The organism is Pseudomonas sp. GW823-FHT02C05 (assembly GCF_058797595.1).
This window is the reverse complement of sequence record NZ_JBXAJU010000003.1, coordinates 1,022,554-1,049,012: the sequence shown is the minus strand read 5'-3', so window position 1 is coordinate 1,049,012 and position 26,459 is coordinate 1,022,554. Positions and strand designations below refer to the sequence as shown.

The following is a 26,459-nucleotide window of genomic DNA, read 5'->3' as shown; positions in this document are numbered from 1 at the left end:
CATGGCTCGGCAGCGCCTACAGTCGGGGTCAGGGGGCCGGGGCCGCTTACATATTCCCTCAAGATCGCGCGCATTTCCCGGTGCTAGTCTGCGCTTCGCCAAAAGCCCAGAGAAGAAGCCCGCGCCATGAGCGACTACGTAAAACTCAACAAGACCAACTGGGACGAACGCGCGCCCCTGCATGCCGCCTCGGCGGACTACGCGGTGCAGCGTTTTGTCGACGAAGCCGGCTATCTATCCGACGTGGTGCAGTTCGACCGGCCCTTGCTGGGGGATATCCGAGGCCTGCGCGGGGTGCATCTGCAATGCCATATCGGCACCGACACCCTGTCCCTGGCCCGCCTCGGCGCGCAGATGAGCGGCGTGGATTTTTCCCCGGCGTCCCTGACTGAAGCCCGGACCCTGGCCCGACGCTGCAATACGCCTATCGACTACCACGAGTCCGACGTGTTCCTGGCCGCCGAGGTACTGCCCCAAGGCAACTTCGATCTGGTCTACACCGGCATCGGCGCCCTGTGCTGGCTGCCGAGCATCGAGCGCTGGGCGCAGACCGTCGGCGCCCTGCTCAAGCCCGGTGGCCGGCTGTTCATCCGCGAAGGCCACCCGATGCTCTGGGCCATCAACGAAGATCACCACGACTCATTGCGGGTGGAACTGCCCTACTTCGAAACCCGCGAGCCTCTGGTCTGGGACGACGAAAACACCTACGTGGAAACCGACAGCCCCCTCAAGGCCACCATGACCCACGAATGGAACCACGGCCTGGGAGAGATCATCAGCGCCTTGCTGGCCCAGGGCCTGGACATCACGGGACTGGCGGAGCACCAGAGCATCCCCTGGGAAGCCCTGCCCGGGCAGATGGTGGTGGATGAACGCGGCGAATGGCGACTCAAGGAAGCGCCATGGCGCCTGCCACTGAGCTACACCTTGCAGGCCGTCAAGCGCGGGGGCTGATCGCCCGGCATGAAAAACCGCCAAGCTCAAGAAGGCAGCGTCTCTGTAGCCGCTGCCGCAGGCGGCGCACGGCTCCGTAGGAGGCGCTGCTCTTGAGATCGCTGAAGGTCCTGCGGCCCTTTGCGCAGCCTCGCAGGCTCGGCAGCGGCTACAGGTCAGCCGGCGACGGCCTGCTGGTCCATCTTCTGGCGCAGGCTCAGGGGGCGCATGTCGGTCCAGACTTCTTCGATGTAGGCCAGGCAGTCCTTCTTGAAACCGCTCTTGCCCACAGTGCGCCAGCCCTGGGGCACGGCCTTGTAGTCGGGCCAGATCGAGTATTGCTCTTCATGGTTGACCACCACCTGGAACAGGATGTCCTCACGGTCGAATACTGAAGTCATTGCTTGTCTCCATCACTGATAAGGTTCGCCGCGCTCAGCGCACGGCGGTTGTGTAGAAGGAACGAAACGGCGGGGCAAAAAATTAGAGGCTGGCCACTGCCGCCGCTACGGCTTTGCTGAAGATCTGGGCCACCTGGTCGATCTGCGCTGCGGTGATTACCAGCGGCGGCAGGAAACGCACCACGGCGCCGTGGCGCCCGCCCAGCTCCAGGATCAGCCCGCGCTTGAGGCATTCGCGCTGCACCAGCGGTGCCAGGCGCGCATGCTGGGGTGGATGGCCCTGGGCATCCGGCACGCCGGCCGGGTCCACCAGCTCCACCCCGAGCATCAGGCCACGACCACGGATATCCCCCAGTTGCGGGAAGTCGCGCTGCAGGATCAGCAGGTGCTCGCGCAAGCGCTCGCCCATGGCCGCCGCGTGCTCGGGCACCCGGTGTTCCTTGAGGTAGCGCATCACCGCGGAACCGGTGGCCATGGCCATCTGATTGCCGCGGAAGGTGCCGGCGTGGGCACCCGGCTGCCAGGTGTCGAGCCAGTCGCGATAGACCATCACCGCCAGCGGCAGGCTGCCGCCGATGGCCTTGGACATCACCACCACATCGGGAATGATCCCCGCGTGCTCAAAGGCGAACATCTTGCCGGTGCGACCGAAGCCGCTCTGGATTTCATCGACGATCAATGCCACCCCGGCCTTCTCGGTGATGCGGCGCACACCTTGCAGCCATTCCAGGTCGGCCGGGATCACCCCACCCTCGCCCTGCACCGCCTCGACAATCACTGCTGCTGGCAGGGCCACCCCGGCTTCCGGATCGGTGAGCAGGTTTTCCAGGTAATGCAGGTTGACCTTGACCCCTTCGGCGCCCCCCAGCCCGAACGGGCAGCGGTAGTCATAGGGGAACGGCAGGAACTGCACGCCGTTGTTCAGCAGCCCGGCCAGGGCGCGCTTGGGCCCCAGGCTGCCCATCAGGCTCAGCGCACCCTGGCTCATGCCGTGGTAACCGCCCTGGAACGACAGCACGGTGCTGCGCCCGGTAGCGGTGCGCGTAAGCTTCAGCGCGGCTTCCACGGCATCGGTGCCGGTGGGGCCGCAGAACTGGATCCTGGCCTCGCCAGCCAGGGCCTCGGGCAACAGGCCGAACAGGTCCTGGACGAACTGGTCCTTGACCGGGGTGGTCAGGTCCAGGGTCAACAGCGGCAACTCATCGGCCAGCACCTGCTGGATCGCGGCGATCACCACCGGGTGATTGTGGCCCAGGGCCAAAGTCCCGGCACCGGCCAGGCAATCGATGAAACGCCGGCCCTCGACGTCTTCGACGTGAATGCCGCTGGCCCGCTTCAGGGCCAGGGGAATGCGCCGTGGATAACTGCGGGCATTGGATTCCTGGCGGCTCTGGCGGGCCAGCAGGGGCGACTCGTCGAACTGGTAAAGCGTCTCTTGCGGGGCGGCGCCAAGGCCCACCGGCGAATCTTCCATCAGGCTGGTAACGGCTGACATGTCTCGAACCCTCACGCTGCAATTTGAGCAAAACGGCCACCGGCCGGATGCGCAGCCCAAGCGCGGGCGCGCACTGACAGGTTTTCCTGTTCTAAAAACGCTTCAGCGCGGTGGGGATTTACACCCCGGGGCGAGGAAATTGCACATGCCGCCCCGTAGGAGCCAGCTTGCTGGCGAAGGCGGTCTCAAGGGCCCCTTCACTGGCAAGCCAGCTCCTACAGTGGACGGTGATGGGTCAGGCGCGGTGGGCTGGCAGGGTCAGCTCGACTCGCAGGCCATCGGGGCGGCTGTCGAAATTCAGCTCGCAACCACAACGCTGGACGATGGCCTGGACAATCGCCAGGCCCAGGCCACAGCCACTGCTCTGGCTGTCGCGCCAGAAGCGCTGGGTCAGGTGCTGCAAGTCTTGCGCGGGAATGCCCGAGCCATGGTCGCGGACCTGGAAACGCACCCGGGCGCCGACTGTGTCCAGGTTCAGCTCCACCGGGCATTCTTCAGGGGTGTGGCGCAGTGCGTTGTCCAGCAAGTTGCGCAAGGCGGCGATGGCCAGGGTCGAGGGCATTTCCACCGCAGCCTCGCCGGCCTTGCCTTGCATATGCAGCTTGACCCGGGCCCGAGCACCCACGGCGGCGTCCTGGATCGCCAGGCGCGCCACCTGTTCGGCAGTGCAGTGCACGCCGTCGTCGAACGACAGGCTGCCCTCGACCCGGGCCAGCAACAGCAGCTGCTCCAGGGTCCGGTGCATGCGGTCGGCGCCCTCCTCGGCCCGGGCCAGGGACTGATCCCGGGCCGCACCTTCGGTCATGCGCGCCACTTGCAGGTGGGTCTTGATCGCGGTCAGCGGGCTGCGCAGTTCGTGGGCTGCATCACCGGTCAGCCGGCGCTCGCGCTCGATGGTCTTGGCAATGCGCTGGAACAGCTGGTTCTGGGTTTCCAGCAGCGGCCGCAGCTCGCTGGGCATGGGCTGGATCTGCAACGGTTCCAGGGAGTCGGCGCTGCGGCGCATCAGCGCGTCACGAATCCGGTTCAGCGGGGCCAGGCTCTGGCCGATGCCCAGCCACAGCAGCCACAGGCAGCCGAGCAGGGCCACGCCCACCGGCACCGAAGCCGCCAGCAGCACCGACATGTTCAGGGCTTCGCGCTCGACCTGGCGATCCGCGGTGGTGATGCGCATGTCGCCGCGCACCAGGGTGAAGGTGCGCCAGGGCGCGCCGTCGATCATCTGGTCGTGAAAGCCCAGCTTCTCGGCTTCCAGCGGGTGCTCCGGAGTGCTGTGGCTGCGGGCCAGGATCTGCCCGCGCAGGGAACTGACCTGGCAGGCCATGCCGCCGGGGATGGTCAGGGCTGCGCTGTTGATCTGGTTGCTCGGGCCATGGGACGGCAGCGCCGGCATCTGCTCCAGCAGCCCGGCGACCATGCGCGCCGAAGCGACCAGGCGCTGGTCCAGGGAAAACATCATCTGGTTGCGCAGGTCACTGAGCATCCAGGCCGCGGCCAGGGCCCAGATCAGGATGAAGGCAGCGCCCAGGGTCATGCTCAGGCGCAGGCGCAGGCTTCTCACTTAGCGGTTCTCCTCACCGTCGGCCGGGCCCAGGCGATAGCCGAGGCCGCGCACGGTTTCGACGATGCCGTTGCCGAGTTTGCGCCGCAGGTGGTGGATGTGCACATTCAGCGCGTTGCTCTCCAGCTCATCGTTGAAACCGTAGACGCTGTCCTTGAGTTGCTCGCTGGACAGCACCCGGCCACGGTTGTGCAGCAGCGCCTGGAGCAGGGATTGCTCGCGCCGCGAGAGGTCCACCGGTTGGCCGCCGAGCAGGGTTTCCCGGGTGCTCGGGTCATAGGTCAAGCGCCCGTGCTCGATCAGGTTGACGCTGCGCCCCGCCACCCGGCGCAACAGGGTGTGCAGGCGCGCCGCCAGTTCCCGCAGGTCGAAGGGCTTGAGCAGGTAATCGTCGGCACCGGCCTGCAAGCCATCGACCCGGTCGGTCACCGAGTCGCGGGCGGTGAGGATCAGCACCGGAATCTCCAGGCCCTGCTGGCGCTGCTGCTTGAGCAGCTTCAAACCGTCTTCATCCGGAAGGCCAAGATCCAGTACCATCACGTCGAAATCGGCCACGCCGAGCATGGCCCGCGCTGCCGAAGCGGTGGCCACATGCTCGACCGTCAGGCCCTGGGCCGTGAGGCCGGCGACTATCCCGCTGGCAATCAGCTCATCATCTTCACAGACAAGTACGTGCATGGTCGGTCCTGTACAAAGGCGTTGATTAAGCGGGCTGCGGATTAAGCGGACATTATGCCCGCCGTTTCCTGGCCACAAGCCAAGTATGGTTAATCATCGGTTAATCAGGACCGGCCATTGTGCTCGCAACTTGCACCGGTTTAAGGCTTGGCCATGCGTCGATTGTTTCTCCTGTTGTTCATGCTCTTCACCACACTGGCGCACGCCGGCAACAACCCGTTCGAGGTCAAGCCCGACTTCCTGCCGGTGGGCAAGGCCTTCGTCTTCACCTCCGAGCGCCTGCCTTCAGGGGAAACCCAGCTGTTCTGGCAGATCGCCGACGGCTACTACCTGTATCAGAAGCGCCTGAAATTCGACGGCGTGGCGCCAGAGCTGCAACCCACCCTGCCGGCCGGTGAAGACCACAGCGACGAATTCTTCGGCCAGCAGACGGTGTATCGCCAGGGCCTGGAAGTGAAGCTGCCGGCCGCCGCCAGCGGCAAGGTCAAGCTGGGCTGGCAAGGCTGCGCCGACGCCGGCCTGTGCTACCCGCCGCAAACCCTGGAAGTGGACCTGGGCGGTGCGCCGGCAGTGGCCGCCAGCAACGTCGCGCCCACCAGCAATGGCTCGGCCCAGGACCAGTTGCTGGCCAATGACCTGCAACAAAAATCCTGGGGCCTGGGCCTGCTGGCCTTCTTCGGTTTCGGCCTGCTGCTGGCCTTCGCCCCCTGCTCGCTGCCGATGCTGCCGATTCTGGCCGGCATGGTGGTGGGCAGCGGCGCCAGCCCGCGCCGGGGCCTGGCCCTGGCCTCAAGCTATGTGCTGTGCATGGCCCTGGTGTATGCCGGCATGGGGGTAATCGCCGCCCTTTTGGGCAGCAACCTGCAAGCCTGGCTGCAACAACCCTGGGTCCTGGGCAGCTTCGCCGCGCTGTTCGTGCTGCTGTCGCTGCCGATGTTCGGCTTCTTCGAACTGCAGATGCCGGCCCTGCTGCGTGACCGCCTGGAAGGCGCCAGCCGCCAGCGCCAGGGCGGTAGCCTGATTGGCTGCGGCATTCTCGGCGCGCTGTCGGCCCTGTTGGTGGGCCCGTGCATGACCGCGCCACTGGCCGGCGGCCTGCTGTACATCGCCCAGACCGGCAACGCGCTGTTTGGCGGCCTGGCCCTGTTCGCCCTGGGCCTGGGCATCGGCCTGCCGCTGTTGCTGCTGGTGACCCTGGGCAACCGCTTCCTGCCCAAGCCCGGCCCGTGGATGAACCTGCTCAAGGGTGTATTCGGCATCCTGTTCCTGGGCACCGCCATCTACATGCTGCGCCCGGTGCTGAACCCCGGCCTGTGGATGGGGCTGTGGGGCGCCCTGGCCCTGGTAGTGGCCTACTGCGCCTGGCAACAACGGGCGATTGCCGGCCGCTTGCTGCACCTGTTCGGTGCCGGCGCGCTGCTGTTCGCGGCCTGGGGCGGCATGCTGCTGGTGGGTGCCGCCGGTGGCGGCGACGACCTGTGGCGGCCGCTCAAGGTCTACAGCGCTGGCCCTGTGGCCAATAGCGTCACGGCCCATGATGCCTTCACCACGGTGAAGTCCCCCGCCGAGCTGCAAAGCGCCCTGGACAGCGCCCGGGCCCAGGGCCAGTGGGTGCTGCTGGACTACTACGCCGACTGGTGCGTGTCCTGCAAGATCATGGAGAAAACCGTGTTCGGCCAGCCTCAGGTGCTGGAGGCCCTGACGGATGTGCGCCTGCTGCGCCTGGACGTGACCCTGGACAACGCCGACGGCCGCGAACTCCTGAGCCGCTACAAGGTGCCGGGGCCACCGAGCATGCTGTGGATCGGCCCGGACGGCAGTGAACGCCGCAGCCAGCGCATCACCGGCGAAGTGGATGCCAACGCCTTCCTGCAACGCTGGACCCAGACCCGGGAAGCCCGTTGATGCTGACCTTTACCATCGGCACCTTTGCCATCGCCCTCAACCACCTGCTGTTGATCAGTGCCCTGGCCCTGGCCACCCTGGTGGGCTGGCGCGTGGCCAAGCGCGGCGGTGACAACCCTGAGTCGGTGCTGTTTTCGCTGTTCCTGCTGGGCATGCTGGCGGCGCGGGTCAGCTTCGTCATCGCCTACTGGAAGCACTACCGCCACGACCTGTGGATGATCATCGACCTGCGCGACGGCGGCTTCCTGGCCTGGCCGGGGGTGATCGTCATGCTCCTGGCGGCCCTGGCCTGGGGCTGGAAACGCCCGGCGCTGCGCCGCCCATTGGGTGCCGGGGTGGCCAGCGGCCTGGCCTTCTGGCTGCTGGCGACCCTGGCCCTGACCCTCTACGACCAGGGCACGCGCCTGCCGGAAGTGGCCCTGCGCAACGCCGCCGGCGAAACCGTGCAACTCACCGACTACCAGGGTGGCCCGCTGGTGATCAACCTCTGGGCCACCTGGTGCCCACCGTGCCGGCGGGAGATGCCAGTGCTGGAGAGAGCCCAGCAGCAACGCCCGGACCTGACCTTCCTGTTCGTCAACCAGGCCGAAAGCATGCAAAGCGTCAGCACCTTCCTGGCCACCCAGGACCTGAACCTGAACAACGTGCTGTTCGACGGCAGTGGCCGCCTGGGCAAAGCCGTGGGCTCCATGGCCCTGCCGACTACGCTGTTCTATAGCGCCGATGGCCGCCTGCTGGGCAGCCACCTGGGGGAACTCTCGGAAGCCAGCCTGGCCCGGGCCCTGGAAAACTTCGACGGCGCCCACCCGACCTCGGTCGCCCCTTCAAGGAAACTGCCATGCCCTTCATCCGCCACTTGCTGAGCCTGTCTCTGGGCGCGGCGTTGCTCAACGCCCCACTGCTACAGGCCGAGGAACTGCCTGCACCCATCCGCAAGATCGAAGAAAAAGGTGCCAAGATCATCGGCAGCTTCGACGCCCCGGACGGCCTCAAGGGCTACGCCGCGCAGTACCAGAACCGCGGCATGACCCTGTACCTGACCCCTGATGGCAAGCACGTGCTGCTGGGCAACCTCTACGATGCAGACGGCAAGGACCTGAGCGCCGAACCGTTGCAGAAACTGGTCTACGCGCCCATGGCCAAGGAAGTCTGGGGCAACCTGGAAAAGAGCAACTGGATCGCCGACGGCAAGGCCGATGCACCGCGCATCGTCTACCTGTTCAGCGACCCCAACTGCCCCTACTGCAACATGTTCTGGGAACAGGCGCGGCCCTGGGTCAAGGCCGGCAAAGTGCAGCTGCGGCACATCATGGTGGGCATCATCCGCGAAGACAGCCCGGGCAAATCCGCCGCCCTGCTGGCCGCCAAGGACCCGCAGCAGGCCCTGCAGGATCACGAAAAGGCCGGCAAGGGCAGCGCCCTGAAACCCCTGGCCAGCATTCCCGCAGCGGTGCAGGCCAAGCTCGACGCCAACATGAAACTGATGGAAGAACTGGAGCTGTCGGCGACCCCGGCGATCTTCTACCTCGACGACAAGGGCGAGTTGCAACAGCAGCAAGGCGCCCCGGCCCCGGGCAAGCTGACGCAGATCCTCGGCCCCAAATAACCCCGCCCCTTCGCCGTAGGAGCCGGCTTGCCGGCGAAGGCGTCCGTCAGGCGGGCGCCTGGCTTGCGGGCCTCTTCGCTGGCAAGCCAGCTCCTACGGCAAGAGAGTCAGGCTTCAGCCGTTGCGCTGTAAAAACGCCAACAAGGCCCGGGTCACGAACTCCGGGTTTTCCCGGCTGGAAATATGCCCCGCGTCAGGAACCAGCTGGTATGGGCAGCCAATGCGTTCGGCCATCTCGAGGGTTTCCGCAGGTGGTCGCGGCTTGTCCTGATCACCACACAGCAGCAAGGTGTTCGGCCCATCCAGGTGCTGCAGCTGATCCAGCACATCCGCCCGGCTGAAAGTGATGCGCCCCATGGGAATCACGCTCTGGCGCAGGCGCTCGGCCGGCAGTGCCGCGAGGCTGGCACGAAAATCCTGGAACAGCGCCGACTGCCGGTCGATGCCCGGACGGAAGAAGATCGGCACCACGATGTCCAGCAGCGGTTCGGCGATCAGCCCAGCGTCTTCGATCTGCTGGAACAGGGAAAAGTAGTACTGCCGGGTCGGCTCAGGCTCGGCGCCCAGGTAAGTGTCCATCAGCACCAGGCCGTCGATACGCTGCGGCGCCGCCAGGGCCAGGCGCGCGCCCCACATGCCCCCCACCGACAAGCCCACCAGGGTTACGCGCTCGATCTGTAAATGGTCGAGCAGGGCCAGCATCTGCCGCGCCACATCATCCAGCGACGCGGTGCCCTCAGGCAGCGCCCCGGACTGGCCATGGCCCCACAGGTCCACCGCGATCACCCGATACTGCGCCGACAGCGCCTCGATCTGCGGCGCCCACATACCGGTGTCCCACAAATAACTGCCGGCCAGGAACACCACCGGCCCCTGGCCCTGGTCGAGGTAGTGCAAGGGTTGTCCATCGATAGTCGCGAAAGGCATCGGCTAGCTCCTGCAGGGAATAACGAAAAAGATCCGACAGACTGTGCCGTGAACCAGGCTCAGTCAATCGGACCGGGGCGACAAAACCGTATCAGGAAATGCCCGGACTCAAGGCCCGCGCTGGCCGTCGAGCAAGGCCTCGACCACCGCACGGGCCATCTCCACCGAATGCACCATGGACCAGATCAATCCGCGTTCCAGGCCGCTGCCCTGTTGGGTGATTTCATCGCACACTTCCTCGGCGCATTTGAGCAGCAGCGCCACATGCACCAGGGCTTCTTCGGCGTTGATACCTTCGCGCACGCTGAACAGCGAATCCGCGGCAACGGCTTTGGCTTGGGTCTTGAGCTGGAACAGCGCAGGGTCCAGCGGTTGCTGGGCCAGGGCCACGCGCAGGGTGGCGTTGGCAGCCTTGAGGGCGGGATCGCGATAGGACGTGAGCGGATCGGGGACGAGCTTTTTCATGGTCAAACTCCTGGTAATGACAAGGAGCCGACACCGTTCGCTTGCACACGAATAAGGTGGCAGCCGTACGCGGGTGTGCAAGACCGAGTTACCAGAACCCCGGCAGATCCGAAGATCTCCCGCGCACGGCCGCCATAACACGGCGGACATGAAATCGCTCAGGCGTGACTGAGCGCTAATGCGTCTGGTAACGGTCGGACTTGCACATCCGAGCCATCGATTGGGCGATGGCTCAGGAACCCTAGCCCGCCCACCCGGCGCATTCAAGCGGCCCGCAGTTTCTCGGAAATGCCTTACAAAAGAAAGCGACTAAACACCATTCCAGCGACCTTCCAGCCCGTTTCCGAAACCACCTTGCCCCGATCGGCATTGACCTATGGACCTATGGAATTGTTGCCCTGTAGCCGCTGCTTAGCCTTGGCGAAGCTGCGAAAAGGCCCGCAGGGCCTTGCTTGACGATCACCCGCCGGCTAGCTCTGGCGGCCTGAGAAGGCCGCGTCTGCTGCGCAGCCGTTCGCAGCCTGCGGCAGCGGCTACAGAAAGCCGGCTGGTACTGGCCTGTAGCCGCTGCCGAGCGTGCGAGGCTGCGAAAAGGTCCGCAGGACCTTGCTTGACGATCTCCCGCCGGCTAGCTCTGGCGGCCTTGAGAATGCCGCGTCTGCTGCGCAGCCGTACGCAGCCTGCGGCAGCGGCTACAGAAAGCCGCTTGGCGTCGGTTCTGGGGGCGGTCTGTTGGCCGCCTCAACGGTATTCTTCCGGCGCTTCGCGTTCGAGGATTTCCTCCAGGTCGCTCAGGTCACCGCGTTCCTTGAGAATGCCGCTGACCTGGTCGATCCACGCCTGCTCCGAGGCAATCCCCGCCCAGGACTGGCTGCCGAAGCCGTGATACGGCCGGTCGTCGAAGGTGCTGATCAGCAACTGGTTGAAGCGCCCCGTGTCCAGTTTTTTGCGCTGGATTTGCACTTGCAGCGCCCCCAGCACCTTCTGCTGCTCTTGCGGGTTGGGGCGATAGCGGTAGAGCCGCGGCGAGCTGAGCACCAGAAACTCCGGCGGCAGGTTTTCATCGATGGCCGCCTGCAGGCGGTAATGGCCATCGAGAATCAGATAGCAGCTCAGACCGGTGACATACCACAGCAGGATCGGCGGCAAGCTGCCTTCGCGGGCTTTTTTGCGCCACCACTTCAAGCGCCCGGAATGCGGGTCCACGGCATGCAGGCCGACTACTGCGCCACCGTACTCCCCCAACTCGACCCAGCGCGCCGTGCCAGCCTGTTGGTTGTCGAGGATGTTGCGACCATAGATCGCCCACTGCGGCAGATGGCTCAAGGCATCTTCACCGCCCTTGAAGTACCAGGCCTCAATACCCTCCAGCAACGGGCGCATCGGCTTCTGTGATGCCGGGCGCAGGGCCCGCACCAGCCAGTAGCCGGGGTAAAAGAAGTCCGGCTGGTGCTGCATCAGTTGCTCGACGAAGAAGCGGCTCCAGGCCTTGAGGCGCAGCGCCGGGTCGAGGCGCGCCTGTTGTTCCACCTGAGGCGAGTCGATGGGGCCCACCAGGGTTTGCGGCAGTTGCTCCGGCAGGTGATTGCGCACCAGCCATACGCCATACAGGCAGCGGGACATGGTGCCCCAGAGCAGGGTCTGGTCGCCGAGCACCAACTGCATACGGCTGTTGTTGCCACTGAGCAGGCACAGGTTGGGCTTGCCGCTGGCCGGGCGTTTGACGTCCACGCCGAGGCCGTTCCAGTGGCCGGCCAAATCCTCGATATCACGCCAGAAAATCTGTTCCACGATTGTCCCTAATCCTTGATCAATGACCGGCCCTGCGGCGGGCAGGCGCGACTATAGCAGAGGGCTGGAGGGCCCATTCGCCTGTAGGAGCTGGCTTGCCAGCGAAGGCGGCCAGCGCCTTACCCATGGCGGCCAATGACCGCGTCTACTTCGTCTGCCAACCCTTGCCCGCCCAGGCACTGACGCACCTCGTCGCACCACTGCGACTCCGGCTCATTGCCGGCCCAGGCCGGGGTAGCGCTGCGGTACTGCGGCCGGTCATCGAACGCCTGGATCAGCACCCGGTTGAGGTTCTCGGTGCTCAGGGCCGGGTTGCGCGGCACCGCGTCGCCGCGCTTGCGCAGTGAATCCATGACCCGTTGCTGATGCTCCAGGCTCGGTGCGAAGCCGCGCTCGCGGGTGGCGCTGAGGACGATGAATGATGGCGCGAGGTTTTCCGCGATGGCCGCCTGCAAACGGTAATGGCCGTCGATCACCACGTAGGACGCCAACCCGCCGACGTACCACAGCAGGATCGGCGGCAGGCTGCCTTCGCGGGCCTTCTTGCGCCACCACTTCAGGCGCCCGGCCTCGGGGTCGACACGGTGCAGGCCGATGAGCTTGCCGCCGCCATGCCACCAGTCGATCCACTCCAGGGTCTGGGGTTGCAGGTTGTCGAGAAAATCCTCGCCGTACAGGTGCCAGTTGGGCACATGGGTCAAAGGGTCGATCACCGAGGTGAAGCGCCAGTGGTCCAGGCCGCTCGCGGTGCTGGAGGGCTCCGGCAGCAGGCCCTGGGCCAGCCAGAAACCGGGGGTGAGGAAGTGCCGGGCGCTTTCACTGAGACGGCTGACGAAATAGCGGCTCCAGGCCTTGATCCGCAGCTCGGGCGCCAGGGCGGCGTGCTGCTCCACGGTGGGTGAGTCGATGGGTGCCAGCAGCCGGCATTCGGCGCCGTCCGCCAGCGGGTTGCGCACCAGCCAGACGCCGCAGTGGTCACGGGCCAGGGTGGCCCAGAACAACGGCGTGTCGTGGTGCATCAGCTTGATCCGGGCATTGGCGCCGGTGCGCAGGTACAACGGCGGTCTGTCCGTGGCGCCCGGTTCGACCTCGACACCGAGGCCACTCCAGTTGCCCAGGGAATCTTCGATATCGCGCCAGTAAAGCTGTTCTGCCATGGTTCCGGTCCTTGAATGAAAACGCCCGGCGCAGGTGCTTGGACCTGGGCCGGGCGCGATCATAGCAGAGGACCTGCGGGCCTCTTCGCCCGTAGGAGCTGGCTTGCCAGCGAAGGCGTCGGCCAGGGCGATGCAAGGCTTGCGGGCCTCTTCGCCGGCAAGCCGGCTCCTACGCCAGATGTCGGTCCTCCTGCTGCGCGAACAACGCTCCACCGCTCATCCGTCGATCACAGCCCCTCCAGCTCGGCCATCAGATCACTCAGCCGGTCGACCTTCTCCTCGCTGATCTCACTCCCGGCCAAACCGTCGATGTACGCGGCCAGCTCCTGCACCGTGCTGCATTCGAACATGGCTCGCAGCGGCACGTTGCGTTGCAGGGTCTTCTGTACCCGTGAAGCGATCTGGGTCGCCAGCAGGGAATGCCCGCCCAACTCGAAGAAGTTGTCGCGTACCCCCACCCGTTCGACCTTGAGCACCTCGGCCCAGATGTCCGCCAGGGTTTGCTCCAGTTCATTGCCCGGCGCTTGATAGTCCTGGCTCTGCAGCTGGCCGATTTCCAGGGCCGGAAGGGCCTTGCGATCGAGCTTGCCGTTGGCGTTGAGCGGCAGGCGCTCCAGCCACAGCCAGTGCAGCGGCACCATGTATTCCGGCAGTTCGGCACGCAGCCGCGGTTTGATCCGCTCCAGGCGTTCGCTCGGGCTCAGGCTTGAGTCACCGGCGACCAGATACCCCACCAGATGCTTGCCGTTGACCCCTTCCTGCACCCCCACGGCGGCATCGCGCAATTCCGGCTGTTCATGCAGGCGCGCTTCGATCTCGCCCAGTTCGATGCGATAGCCACGGATCTTCACCTGATGGTCGATCCGGCCGACGTATTCCAATACGCCGTCGCTGCGCCGGCGCGCCAGGTCGCCGGTGCGGTACAGGCGTTCGCCCGCAGCACCGAACGGATGGGGCACGAAGGCCAGCGCGGTACGCAACGGGTCGCTGACGTAGCCACGGCCAACACCGGTGCCGGCCACGCACAACTCGCCGACGGCGCCCAGGGGAACCAGCTCCTGGGCTTCGTCCATCAGGTACAGCCGGTTGTTGTCGGTGGGCGTACCGATGGGCAGGTAGGCGCCCCGGGTCGAAGCCATATCGACACGGAAGAAGGCCACGTCATCGGAGCACTCCGCCGGGCCGTAGGCGTTGACCAGGCCGATCTGTGGATAACGCAGCAGCCACTGGTGCGCCAGCTCGGGCGGCATGGCCTCGCCGGTGGGCAACATCCAGCGCAGGCCATCGAGGGCGATGGCGTCCTGGGCGAGCATGCCCTGGATCAGCGACGGCACGCTCTCCAGCACCGTGATGCCCTGCTCCTGGACGTGAGCCAACAGGCCCTGGGGATCGTGGGCGATGGTGTTGGGCACGACGTCCACCCGAGCGCCGAACAGCGGTGCGGCAAGGAACTGCCAGACCGAAATGTCGAAGCTCTGGGAGGCGGTCTGGGCGATCACGTCGGCCTCACTCAGTTGCAGGTACGGCACCTTGCTCAACTGGTTGTTGAGCATGCCGCGCTGCTCCACCATCACGCCCTTGGGCAGGCCGGTGGAACCGGAGGTGTAGATCACATAGGCCAGGTTGTCCGGCGCGCTGTAGCGGCCCGGGTTGTGCTCGGCATGCCCGGCGGCTTGCAGCTCTTCCCAGACCAGCAGCCGCGGACGCCCGGCACAGCCGAACTCGTCCAGCAGGGCCTGGGCCTGTTCGCGGCAGGCCGCGCTGCACACCAGGATCGGCGTGCGGCTGAGCTCGATGATACGGCCCAGGCGCTGGCCCGGCAGGCCCGGGTCCAGGGGCAGGTAGCCGGCCCCGGCCTTGAAGCTGCCGATGATCATGCCCAAGAGTTCCAGGCCGCGCTCGGCCAGCAGGGCCACCGGCTGATCAAAGCCTACGCCGTTGGCAACCAGGGCGTGGCCCAGGCGGTTGCTGCAGCAGTTCAACTCGGCATAGCTGTAGCGCCGGTCCAGGCAACTGGCGGCGATGCGTTGCGAATGGGCCGCCACCTGGGCCTCGAACAGTTCCACGTAGCTGCGCTCCAGCGGGTACTCATGCTCGCTCTGGTTGCAGCCGGCCAGCAGGAAGTCCTGCTCCTCTTCACCCAGCAGCGGCAGTTCGGCCATGTCGCCATGAAAGCCCTGCATCAGCGCCAGCAGCAGGCGCTTGAACTCGCCGAGCATGCGTTCGATGGTCGCCTGCTCGAAGTAGCGCTGGTCGTAGGACAGGTGCAGGCCCAGGTCGTCCCCCGGGTAGCACACCGCGGTGATCGGGAAGTTGGTGTGGGTACGGCCGGAATCCGAACTGGCGTTCAGGCTCTGGGCACGGTCCAGCACCGAGACTTCCACCGGCGCGTTCTCGAACACGAACAGGCTGTCGAACAGCGGCTGGCCCTTGGGCAGTTCGCTGGTTTCCTGGATCGCCACCAGCGGCAGGTACTCGTATTCGCGCAGCTGCATGTTGCTGTCGAGCAAGCCGCTGAGCCACTGGCGCACGCTGCAGCGCTCACCGTCCTGGGGCAGCTTGACCCGCAGGGCGATGCTGTTGATGAACAGGCCGACGGTGCGTTGCATCTCCGGCATTTCCACCGGGCGCCCGGCCACGGTGACCCCGAACAATACGTCGCGATCGCCGCTCATGCGCCGCAGCACCAGGGCCCAGGCCGCCTGGGCGAAGGTGTTGACGGTGAGCTGGTGCTGCTGCGCCAGTTCCCGCAGTTGCGCACCATCCCGGGCATCCAGGCGGGTGTAGCAGTCGCCGACGATCATGCCGCCGCTGTCACCGGCGTGTTCGCGCAGGAACGGCCGGTCGCTGGGGATCGGCGTGGTGCGTTCAAAGCCCTCAAGGTTCTGCCGCCACCACTGCCGCGCCTCGGACAGGCTCTGGTGTTGCAGCCAGCCGATGTAGTCGCGGTAACGCGGTGGCACCGCCAGTTGCGCCTCGCGACCTTCACCGAGGGCGGTGTAGATCTCGAAGAAGTCGTTCATCAGCAGCGAGCGGCACCAGGCATCGATGAGGATGTGGTGGTTGCTCATCATGAACCAGTAACGGGCCGCACCAACGCGGATCAGCCGCAGGTGGAACGGCGCCTGGTTGAGCAGATCGAAGCCGGCCTCACGCTCCTGTTTGTGCAGGGCTTGCAGCTTGGCTTCCTGCTCGGCCTCGGGCACCGCGCTCCAGTCGAGAAACTCGATCGGGGTGCGGCCCGGCTTGTGGATAACTTGCAGCATGTCTTCGCCGACGTTCCAGCAAAAAGACGCGCGCAAGGCTTCGTGGCGCGCCACCACCGCCTGCCAGGCCTGGGCGAAACGCTCCGGGTCCAGTTCGCTGTTGATGCGGTAGCGGTCCTGCATGTAATACAGGCCGGTGCCCGGCTCCAGCAGGGTGTGCAACAGCATGCCCTCCTGCATCGGGGTCAGCGGGTAGACGTCTTCGATCTGCGCCGCCGGTACCGGCAGGCCATCGAGCTGGGCCTGGGTCAGGCGCGCCAGGGGGAAGTCGGACGGCGTCAGGCCACCGGCATCGTCCTTCAGGCAATGGCCGATCAGGCTCTGCAGCTCGCCCAGGTAGGCGCTCGCCAGCTCGCTGATCAGCTCGGCGTCGAAACGTTCGCTGCTGTAGGTCCAGCGCAGCACCAGCTCGCCGCCATACACCTGGCTGTCGATGCTCAGTTCGTTGGGCAACGGTGCTTCCGGTGCATGGGCCGGGCCGACGGATTCATCCAACGGGCGCAACAGTGCATCGGTACCGAAACTCTGGTCGAACTGCCCCAGGTAGTTGAAGGTCACCGGCGCCAGCGGCAGCGCTGCCAGGGCCTCGCGGCAGCTTTCATCCGCCAGGTAGCGCAGCACGCCGTAACCCAGGCCCTTGTGCGGCACGGCCCGCAGTTGTTCCTTGATGGCCTTGATCGAGGCGCCCTGCCCGGCCGCTTCTTCCACCTGCAACGGCGTCAGGCGCAGCGGATAGGCGCTGGTGAACCAACCCACGGTGCGAGTCAGGTCGATCTCGTCGAACAGCGCCTCGCGGCCGTGGCCTTCCAGTTGCACCAGGGCCGAAGGCTGCCCGCTCCAGCGACACAGCACCCGGGCCAGGGCGGTCAGCAGCAGGTCGTTGACCTGGGTGCGGTAGGCCGCTGGAGCCTGTTGCAGCAACTGACGGGTGCGCTCGGCATCCAGGGTCACGCTGTGGCTTTGAGCCTGTTGATGCTGCTGGCTGCCAGTGGCCTTGAGCCCCGGCAGTTGCGCGGCCGGGCCGGCCAATTGCTGCTGCCACCAGCCGAGCTCTTCACGCAGGGATTCGCTGCCGGCATAGGCTTGCAGGCGGCTCGACCAGTCCCGCAGGGCACTGGTCTTGGCCGGCAGCTTCAGGGCCTGCCCGGCTTGCAACTGACGATAGGCGTTTTGCAGATCTTCCAGCAGCACGCGCCAGGACACACCGTCCACCACCAGGTGGTGGATGGTCAGCAACAGGCGTTGCTCGCCTTCAGGGCCGTCCACCAGCACCGCCCGCAGCAGCGGCCCGTGTTCCAGGTCGAGGCTGCGCTGGGCATCGGCGAACAGTGCCTCGCAGGTGGCCATGGACGGCACCCGCACCTGCCAGAGCAAGGGAGCATCGGACAACGGCAGGTACTCGGCGCGCCATTGCCCGCCTGCCTGCTCACCTGCCTGAGAGAAACGCAGGCGCAAGGCGTCGTGCTGCTCCAGCACCGCCAGCAGCGCTTGCTCCAGCAACGACCCATCCAGGGTGCCCAGCGGTTCCAGCAACAAGGCCTGGTTCCAGTGCTGCGGCTGGGGAATGCGGCTGTCGAAGAACCAGTGCTGGATCGGCGTCAGCGACGCTTCGCCACTGAGCTGGCCCTGCTCGGCGCTGACGCGCTGAGTGTGGCTGGCGACCCGCGCCAGGGTCTGCACGGTCTGGTGCTGGAACAGGTCCCGCGGGGTGAAGTGAATCCCCAACTGGCGGGCACGGCTGACCACCTGGATCGACAGGATCGAGTCGCCCCCCAGTTCGAAGAAATTGTCGTTGAGGCCCACTTGCTGCACGTTCAGCACTTCGCCCCAGACCCCGGCCAGGGTCTGTTCCAGCTCATTGCTCGGCGCCACGTACTGCTGGCGATTGAGCTCCGGGTCCGGCAATGGCAGGGCTCGGCGATCGAGCTTGCCGTTGGCGGTCAACGGCATGCTGCCGAGCAGGATCAGGTGGGTCGGCACCATGTAGTCCGGCAGCTGGGTTTTCAGCTGCTGCTTGAGGGCTTCACGCAGGTTGGCCTGCTGCACCTCGTTGTGCTCGGCCACCTCGGTCACCAGGTAACCAGCCAGCTGCTTGCCGGCCGGGGTATCCAAGGCCAGCACCACCGCTTCACGCACCGCCGGATGATCCAGCAGGCGGGTTTCGATTTCCCCCAGCTCGATGCGGAAACCGCGAATCTTCACCTGATGGTCCACCCGGCCGATGTATTCCACCTGGCCGTCGGCGCACTGGCGCACCAGGTCCCCGGTGCGGTACAGGCGCCCGCCATCGGTGGCGAACGGATCGGCGACAAAACGCTCGGCACTCATCCCCGGACGACGGTGATAACCCTGGGCCAGACCGGCGCCGCCGACATACAGCTCACCGGTCGCCCCTTGGGGCACCAGCGCCAGATCGGCATCGAGGATATAGGCCACCCGGGCCCCGACGATGCTGCCGATGGGTACGCTGGCCACGCCTTCGGCCAACTGCTGCGGCGCCAGGCTGGCTAGGGGCATGACCACGGTTTCGGTGGGGCCGTAGGCGTTGAAGAACAGGTTCGGCTGGAAGGCCGCACGGATGCGCTGCAGGTGTTCGCCGGTCAGGGCCTCGCCGCCGGTGATGCACATGCGCACCGGCAGGGTCTGCTGCTGGGTCGCCAGATGCTGGGCCAACTGGCTGCCGTAGCTGGGGGTGAAACCGAGGATGCTGATGCGGTGCTGACGGATCAGTTGGCAGATCTCTTCGGCGTCCCACTGGCCCTGGGCCCGCAGTACCACCTGGGCGCCGCTGAGCAGCGGCACCAGCAAGCGCTCGGTGGCGGCGTCGAAGTTGATGGAATAGAAGTGCAGCTCGCAGTCGTCCGGGCGCATGCCGAAGCGGCGGATCACCGCCTGGCAGTGCATGGCGATTTCCCCGTGGGACACCACCACGCCCTTGGGCTGGCCGGTGGAACCGGAGGTGTAGATCAGATACGCCTGATGCTGGGGCAGGCTGATGAAGGGCAATTCGCCCGCCGGGTAGTCGGCCAGCAGCGCACCGTCCTCTTCCAGGCACCAGCGGCCGACTCCGGCCGGCAGCTCGCCCAGGGCGGCGAACATCCGCGCATCGCTGAGCAGCAGGCCGATGCCGCTGTCTTCGATCATGTAGTGCAGGCGGTCCAGGGGGTATTCCGGGTCCAGGGGCACGTAGGCGCCGCCGGCCTTGAGAATCGCCAGCAGGCCGACGACCATTTCCAGGGAACGCTCCAGGGCCAGGCCGACTCGCACCTGCGGGCCCACGCCACGCTCACGAAGCATCCAGGCCAGGCGGTTGGCGCGGCTGTCCAGCTCGCTGTAGCTCAGGGTCTGCCCGGCGAAGGTCAGGGCCGGGGCGTCCTTGCGGGCCAGGGCCTGCTCGCTGAACAGATGGTGGATGCACTGATCCAGGCGTTGCTCGCCGGGCTCGACGCTCAAAGTGTCCAGCAGGTGCTGCTGTTCATCGGCCTGCAGCAGTGGCAATTCGCACAGGCGCCGTTGCGGATCGTCGATCAGGGCCTGCAGCAGATTGCGCCAGTGGCCGGCCATGCGCGCAATGCGCGGCTCGTCGAACAGGTCGGTGCTGTAGGTCAGGCAGCAGCCCAGGCGCTGGTCCAGGTCGGTGACTTCCAGGTTGAGGTCGAACTTGGTGGCCCGGGCATCGTTGACCAGGTATTCCACGGTCATGCCCGCCAGTTGCCGGCTTTGCTGGAATTCCCAGCGCTGGACGTTGCACATCACCTGGAACAGCGGGTTGTAGGCGGTGCTGCGCGGCGGTTGCAAGGCTTCCACCAGATGATCGAACGGCAGGTCCTGGTGTGACTGGCCCTCGATCACGGTGTGGCGTACCTGCTCCAGCAACTGGCCGACGCTCATCTGCCCGTCGAGCTGGCAACGCAGCACCTGGGTGTTGAGAAAGGCGCCGATCAGCCCTTCGCTTTCCGGACGGATGCGGTTGGCCACCGGCGCGCCGATGCGCAGGTCGCTCTGGCCGCTGTAGCGATAGAGCAGCAGCGACAACGCGGCGGTCATGGTCATGAACAGGGTCAGGCCATGCTCGGCATTGAAGGCGCGCACCCGGGCCGCCAGCTCGTCGCTCAAATCGAAGCGATAGAGTTCGCCCTGGTGGCTTTGCACCGCCGGGCGTGGCCGGTCGCTGGGCAGTTCCAGCAGCGGGTGTTCGCGGCCCAGTTGCCCGGTCCAGTAGTCCAGCTGACGCTGGCGCTCGCCGGATTCCAGCCACTGGCGCTGCCACACGCTGTAGTCCAGGTACTGCACCGGCAGCGGTTCCAGGGGCGATTCACGGTCGTCGAGGAAGGCTTCGTACAGCGCGCCCAATTCGCGGGCGAAGATGTCCATGGCCCAGCCTTCGGTGACGATGTGGTGCAGGGTCAGGACGAAGTAATGCTCCTGCTCGCCGGCCTTGACCAGGCAGGCGCGCAGCAAGGGGCCGGTCTCCAGGTCGAAGGGCTGGTGCGCTTCGCTGTCCGCCAGTTGTTGCAGGCGTTGTTGCCGGGCATCCGGGGCCAGGGCCGAGAAGTCCTTCCAGGCCATGCGCAGGCCGGTGTCGGCATGCACCTGCTGGTGGGCCACGCCATTGACGCTGGGGAAGGTGGTGCGCAGGGTTTCGTGACGCAGGATCAGCGCTTGCAGCGCGGCCTCGAAGCGGCCCACGTCGAGCACGCCAGACAGCCGCGCCATGCCACCGACGTTGTAGGCCGGGCTGTCGGGCTCCATCTGCCAGAGAAACCACATGCGCTGCTGGGAATAGGACAGCGGCACCGGCTGGCTGCGGTCTACCCGGGCAATCGGCGGCTGCTGGTTGCGCGCACCAGACTCCTGGATCAGCAGCACCTGTTCGGCAAAGTCCCCCAGTTCACTGGCTTCGAACAGCGCCCGCAGTGGCAGCTCGACGTCGCAGGCCTGGCGGGTGCGGGAAATGATCTGAGTGGCCAGCAGCGAATGCCCGCCCAGGGCGAAGAAATCGTCCTTGAGGCCGATGCGTGGCTGGCCCAGCACTTCGCGCCATATAGCCGCGATCTGCTGTTCCAGTTCGGTGCTCGGTTCGACGTGCTCGCGCACCAGCCATTGCGGCTCCGGCAGGGCCCGGCGGTCGAGCTTGCCACTGGGGCTCAGGGGCATGGCGTCCAGCCGCAGCAGTTGCGCCGGCACCATGTATTCCGGCAGCTCGGCGGCCAGGGCAGTTTTCAGCCGGGCGCTTTGCTCGGTTTCATCTTCGTCGCTGGCCTGGGCGGTGTAGTAGCCGATCAACTGCGGGCCGGCGACGGTATCGCGCACCAGCACCGCGGCCTGGGCCACGCCGTCCTGGGCCAGTAGCCGCGCTTCGATTTCCTGCGGCTCGACCCGAAAGCCCCGCAGCTTGACCTGCTGGTCGAGGCGACCGAGGTATTCCAGCACGCCGTCGGCGCACCAGCGTACGCGGTCACCGGTGCGGTACAGGCGCGCGCCCTCCTCACTCAGGGGGTCGACCACAAAGCGTTCGGCGGTCAGCGCCGGGCGTCCCAGGTAACCCCGGGCCAGGCCCTGGCCGCTGATGCACAGCTCACCCGGAACTCCTGCCGGCAACGGATTGAGGTCCGCGTCCAGCACCCGGCACACCACGTTGCCCAGGGGCCGGCCAATGGGCGAACGCTCGCCGTCATCGACTGAACACTGCCAATGGGTGACGTTGATCGCGGTTTCGGTCGGGCCATAGCGGTTGTGCAGTTGCGCATTGGGCAACTGCTGCAATAGGCGATTGCGCAGCTCGGCCGGCAGGGCTTCGCCACCGGAGAACACCCGGCGCAGGCTGTGGCATTCGGCGCTCAGCGGCTCATCGACGAACAACTGCAACAGCGGCGGCACGAAGTGCAGCGTGGTGACACCATACTCCTGCACCATCTGGGCGATGCGATGGGGATCGCGGTGCTCGCCGGGGGCGGCGATCAACAGGCGGCAGCCGGTGATCAGCGGCCAGAAGCATTCCCACACCGACACATCGAAGCTGATGGGGGCTTTTTGCATCAGCACATCGTCGGCTTGCAGCTGGTAGCTGTCCTGCATCCATTGCAGGCGCTCCATCAGCGCGCGATGGGTGTTGCCGACGCCCTTGGGCTGGCCGGTGGAACCGGAGGTGTAGATCACATAGGCCAGGTGTTCGCCGTGCAGGTGCAGGCCCGGCGCGTGGCTCGGCCAGCTGTCGAGCTTGAGGCTGTCCATGGCGATGGCGCTGACACCCGGGGCTTCGGGCATCCGGCCCAGCAGATGGGTCTGGGTCAGCAGCAGTTGCACGCCGCTGTCTGCGAGCATGTAGGCCAGGCGTTCGGCGGGGTAGTCCGGGTCCAGGGGCACGTAGGCGCCACCGGCCTTGATGATCGCCAGCAGGCCGATCAGCAGTTGCGGCGAACGTTCGGCGGCGATGGCCACGCACACGTCCGGGCCGACGCCCTTGTCCCGCAGGTAGTGGGCCAGGCGGTTGGCCTGGGCGTGCAGTTCGGTAAAGCTCAGCTGGCCGCCGTCCCAGACCAGCGCGGTGCGCTCCGGGGTCTGCTGCAGTTGCGCATGCAGGCGTTCCGACAACCAGCGTTCGGCGCTCACGCAAGGCGCCACGCTCCATTGCTGCAGCTGCGCGGCTTCGGCCTTGCTCAGCAACGGCAAGTCGCCCAGGGCGCGGTCCGGTTGCTGGCAGGCATGCTCCAGCAGGCTGATGAAATGCCCGGCCAGACGCTGGATGCTGGCCGCGTCGAACAGCTCGTCGGCGTAGTCGAAGGCCAGGCTCAGGCGGCCGTTGCGGTCCTCTTCGCTGTGCAATTGCAGGTCGAACTTGGCCTCGCGGCTGTGCCACGGCAGCTCTTCGGCCAGCAGCCCCGGCAGGCGGCGCAAGGCACTGAGGTCGCGCTGCTGGTGGTTGAACATGACCTGGAACAGGCCCTGCTCACGGGCTTCGGGGAAGGCTTCGAGCAATTGTTCGAAAGGCAGGTCCTGGTGGGCCTGGGCCTCCAGGGCGGTGCGGCGGGTCTGCTGCAGCAGGTCGGCGAAGGACTGGCGCGAATCCAACTGCCCGCGCAATACCTGGGTGTTGATGAAAAAGCCCAGCAGGCCCTGGGTCTCCAGGCGCGGGCGGTTGGCGTTGGGCACACCGATGCGGATATCGCTCTGCCCGCTGTAGCGGTGCAGCAGGGTCTGGAACGCCGCCAGCAACAGCATGAACGGCGTGGCCTGCCGAGCCTGGGCGGTCTGGCGCACGGCTTCACTGAGGCTCGCGCTCAGGCGCAGGTCATGGCGCGCGGCGCTGTGGCGGACCTGGGCCGAGCGCGGGTGGTCGGTGGCGAGGTTCAACACCGGGGCTTCGTCCGCCAACTGCTGTTTCCAGTAGTCCAGCTGGCGCTGGCCTTCGCCCTGGGCCAGCCACTGGCGCTGCCAACTGCCGTAGTCGGCGTATTGCAGGGCCAGGGGCGCCAGCTCCAGGCTCTGGCCCTGGGCCGCGGCGGCATAGAGCCGCGAGAACTCGTCGATCAGCACATTCAGCGACCAGCCGTCGGCGATGATGTGGTGCAGGGTCAGCAGCAGTTGGTGTTCTTCGTCATCCAGGCGCACCAGGGTCGCCCAGTACAGCGGCCCCTTCTCCAGATCGAACTGGGTCCGGGCCTCGTCTTCGCGGATCTGCCGCGCCCGGGCTTCACGCTCGGCCGGTGGCAGGTCGCTGATATCGATCACCTGCAGGTTGAATTCGCCGGCGGCATCCACCTGTTGCAGGGCCTGGCCGTCACGCTCGAAGAAGCGCGTGCGCAGCGCTTCGTGGCGCTGGATCAGTTGCTGGAAGCTGGCGCGCAGGGCCTCTTCATCCAGCTCGCCACGCAAGCGCAGGCCGCCGGGAATGTTGTAGGCGCTGCTCTGCGGGTCCAGTTGCCAGGTGATCCACAGGCGGTTCTGCGCCAGGGATTGGGGCAGCGGCTGCTGGCGCGACAGGGCATTGATACTGCCCTGGGCCACGCCGCCGTCCTGCTGCTGGCGCGCCACGGCAGCGCTGAAGGCACCCAGGGTCGGAGCCTCGAACAGCAGGCGCAAGCCCAGTTCCAGCCCCAGCTCTTCACGCAGGCGGGCGATCACCTGGGTAGCGGCAATCGAGTTGCCCCCCAGGAGGAAGAAGTGATCGTCGGCCGCCACTGAAGCGCATTGCAGCTGTTCCTGCCAGATCCGCCCGATCAGGTTTTGCAGCTCATCGCCAGAACCTTCGCCGACGCGGGCGGGTTCGCTGCCGGCCTGCGGGAACAGCGCGTAGTAATCCAGGCTGCCATCGGCCAACCGCGTGCGGCAGGCGGAACGCTGCAACTTGCCGCTGGAGGTTTTCGGCAGGGCCCCGGGGTTGAGCAACACCACCACGCTGGGCGCTTCCTGACAGGCTTCGGCCACGGCCTGGCGGATGGCCTTGATCAGCGCTTCGGGGGGCAGGATCTTCTGCACGCTGCGGCTGATTTCCGCAGCGATGCCGATGCCTTCCTGGCCCTGGTCGCTGACCGCGAACGCCGCCACCCGGCCCTTGCGCACCACTTCCACTTCGCGCTCGATGGTCTTTTCGATGTCCTGGGGGTAGAGGTTGTGCCCGCGCACGATCAGCAGGTCCTTCAGGCGCCCGGTGATGAACAGCTCGCCATCGCGGATAAAGCCCAGGTCACCGGTGCGCAACCAGGTTCGACCGGCATGCTGGACGAAGGTCTTGGCGGTGGCTTCAGGATTGCGCCAGTAGCCATGGGCAATGCTCGGCCCGGCGGCCCAGACTTCGCCAATACGGTTGTCAGGCAATTCGCCCAGTTGCTGCGGATCCATCACCAGCACGGCGTGTTCCGGCTGGCTGAAGCCGCAGCTCATCATCGCGCTGCCCTGCCCCGGCTCGGCGCGGTTCTGCGCCAGGGCCTGGTCGTCCAGGTGCAGGGCCGGGATGCCCTGGCCGCGCACGCCACCGGCCACGAACAGGGTGGCTTCGGCCAGGCCGTAGGAGGCGAGGAAGTTTTCATGGCTGAAACCGCAGGCGCTGAACTTCTCGGCGAAACGCTCCAGGGTGTCCAGGCGGATCGGCTCGGACCCCGAATAGGCCACGCGCCAGCCGCTGAGGTCGAGGCGCTCCAGGGCCGACTCGCAGACCCGTTCGCTGCACAGGCGGTAGGCGAAATCCGGGCCGCCGCTGATGGTGCCGCCGTATTCGCTGATCGCTTCCAGCCAGCGTACGGGCCGCGCCAGGAAGTAGGCCGGTGACATCAGCACACAGGGCACGCCGCTGAAAATCGGTTGCAGCAGGCCGCCAATCAAGCCCATGTCGTGGTACAGCGGCAGCCAGCTGACAATCACGTCGTCCGGGTTGAGGTCGATACCGAAGCCGCGACGGATCAGCAGTTCGTTGGCCACCAGGTTGCCATGGCTGACCTGCACGCCCTTGGGCAGCGCGGTGGAGCCCGAGGTGTATTGCAGGAAGGCGATGTCGTCGCCCTGCAGCGCCACGGCCTGCCAGTCTTCGGCCAGCCCGGCTTGCAGGGTGTCCACACACAGCAGTTGCGGCGCGCCCGCGGCCTTGAGTTCGTCCATCTGCAACAGTGAATCCCGCAGCCCGGCGCTGGTCAGCAGCAACCGTGGCTCGGCGTCGGCCATGATGGAAATCAGGCGCTCCTGGTGATGACGACGGGTGGACTCCGGCGGATAGGCCGGCACCGCGATCACCCCGGCGTACAGGCAACCGAAGAACGCCGCGACGTAGTCCGGGCCGCTGGGAAACAGCAATACCGCGCGATCGCCGAATTCGGCGTTGGCTTGCAGAGCCGCAGCAATGGTGCGCGCACGAAGGTCCAGGTCCCGGTAACTGAGGACCACGCTCTGATCCTGCTCTTCGGCGAGAAAGCGCAACGCCACTTGATCAGGTGCCAGGACTGCCCGGCGTTGAAGGGCTTGGGTCAGGGTGCTGGGGAGTTCGAACGCGTCCGTCATGGGGTTTCCTGCCAGGATTGTGCTTGCAATGGAGAGCGGGCCCTGCTCTCCCATAACTTTAATAACTATCTATAAATCAAATAGTTATAAGAAAGTCGTGGGCATCCGGAGGGCGCCGTGGCCGGGTCTGCTACCCGGAATCTTTCTCCAATGAGAACGGATGACGTCTTGAAATAATTAGTCCGCATCCTGCCCTTCAAGGCCTGATCCAGCCCACTGACGAGCAGCCGTTCGCAATCTGCACTGACAGAGAGCATTAGTTCTTTTTCTCAATTGACAATCAT

Annotated in this window: 13 protein-coding genes; 4 read left to right on the top strand and 9 right to left on the bottom strand. The window is 66.1% G+C overall.

The window, feature by feature from the left end; all coding sequences use genetic code 11:
- Nucleotides 1-126: 126 nt before the first annotated feature.
- The gene (locus tag AC1RGE_RS21220) at nt 127-954 is read left to right on the top strand and encodes a class I SAM-dependent methyltransferase (RefSeq protein ID WP_492584966.1); all 828 of its coding nucleotides are present in this window, start codon (nt 127-129) and stop codon (nt 952-954) included.
- A gap of 155 nt (nt 955-1,109) precedes the next feature.
- Here AC1RGE_RS21220 and AC1RGE_RS21215 read toward each other — a convergent pair whose 3' ends face one another.
- The 4 genes from AC1RGE_RS21215 to AC1RGE_RS21200 all read right to left on the bottom strand — a co-directional run bounded on the left by AC1RGE_RS21215 (nt 1,110) and on the right by AC1RGE_RS21200 (nt 5,068).
- On the bottom strand, nt 1,110-1,334 hold the full coding sequence (locus AC1RGE_RS21215) for an MbtH family protein (protein ID WP_011062453.1): 225 nt from the start codon (nt 1,332-1,334) through the stop codon (nt 1,110-1,112).
- An 82-nt stretch (nt 1,335-1,416) separates the two neighbouring features.
- Nucleotides 1,417-2,829, bottom strand: a complete 1,413-nt coding sequence (locus AC1RGE_RS21210; protein WP_011062454.1) for an aspartate aminotransferase family protein — start codon at nt 2,827-2,829, stop codon at nt 1,417-1,419.
- A gap of 235 nt (nt 2,830-3,064) precedes the next feature.
- Nucleotides 3,065-4,390: an ATP-binding protein gene (locus tag AC1RGE_RS21205; protein ID WP_492584964.1), complete on the bottom strand. Its 1,326-nt coding sequence runs from the start codon at nt 4,388-4,390 to the stop codon at nt 3,065-3,067.
- Nucleotides 4,391-5,068, bottom strand: a complete 678-nt coding sequence (locus AC1RGE_RS21200) for a response regulator (protein ID WP_011062456.1) — start codon at nt 5,066-5,068, stop codon at nt 4,391-4,393.
- 153 nt (nt 5,069-5,221) lie between these two features.
- Here AC1RGE_RS21200 and dsbD point away from each other — a divergent pair, with 153 nt between their 5' ends.
- The 3 genes from dsbD to dsbG are packed head-to-tail and all read left to right on the top strand — an operon-like array spanning nt 5,222 to nt 8,579.
- Nucleotides 5,222-6,973 (top strand): protein-disulfide reductase DsbD, encoded by a 1,752-nt coding sequence (gene dsbD, locus AC1RGE_RS21195; RefSeq protein ID WP_492584962.1) that lies wholly within the window; start codon nt 5,222-5,224, stop codon nt 6,971-6,973.
- On the top strand, nt 6,973-7,836 hold the full coding sequence (locus tag AC1RGE_RS21190) for a TlpA disulfide reductase family protein (protein WP_103291464.1): 864 nt from the start codon (nt 6,973-6,975) through the stop codon (nt 7,834-7,836). Before dsbD ends, AC1RGE_RS21190 begins: the two co-directional genes overlap by 1 nt.
- Nucleotides 7,812-8,579, top strand: coding sequence for a thiol:disulfide interchange protein DsbG (gene dsbG, locus AC1RGE_RS21185; RefSeq protein ID WP_011062459.1), 768 nt, complete (start codon nt 7,812-7,814; stop codon nt 8,577-8,579). The genes AC1RGE_RS21190 and dsbG overlap by 25 nt, the downstream gene beginning before the upstream one ends.
- Nucleotides 8,580-8,693: 114 nt before the next feature.
- Here the strand turns inward: dsbG and AC1RGE_RS21180 are convergent, their stop codons facing one another.
- The 5 genes from AC1RGE_RS21180 to AC1RGE_RS21160 form a co-directional block, all read right to left on the bottom strand.
- The gene (locus AC1RGE_RS21180; protein ID WP_492584960.1) at nt 8,694-9,506 is read right to left on the bottom strand and encodes an alpha/beta fold hydrolase; all 813 of its coding nucleotides are present in this window, start codon (nt 9,504-9,506) and stop codon (nt 8,694-8,696) included.
- Nucleotides 9,507-9,614: 108 nt separating this feature from the next.
- A complete protein-coding gene (locus AC1RGE_RS21175) occupies nt 9,615-9,971 on the bottom strand; it encodes a DUF6124 family protein (protein ID WP_492584958.1) in 357 nt (118 codons plus the stop codon).
- A 741-nt stretch (nt 9,972-10,712) separates the two neighbouring features.
- Nucleotides 10,713-11,762, bottom strand: a complete 1,050-nt coding sequence (locus AC1RGE_RS21170) for a hypothetical protein (protein ID WP_492584956.1) — start codon at nt 11,760-11,762, stop codon at nt 10,713-10,715.
- A gap of 119 nt (nt 11,763-11,881) precedes the next feature.
- Nucleotides 11,882-12,919 (bottom strand): hypothetical protein, encoded by a 1,038-nt coding sequence (locus tag AC1RGE_RS21165; protein WP_492584954.1) that lies wholly within the window; start codon nt 12,917-12,919, stop codon nt 11,882-11,884.
- 227 nt (nt 12,920-13,146) lie between these two features.
- On the bottom strand, nt 13,147-26,175 hold the full coding sequence (locus tag AC1RGE_RS21160; RefSeq protein ID WP_492584952.1) for a non-ribosomal peptide synthetase: 13,029 nt from the start codon (nt 26,173-26,175) through the stop codon (nt 13,147-13,149).
- Nucleotides 26,176-26,459: the final 284 nt, after the last annotated feature.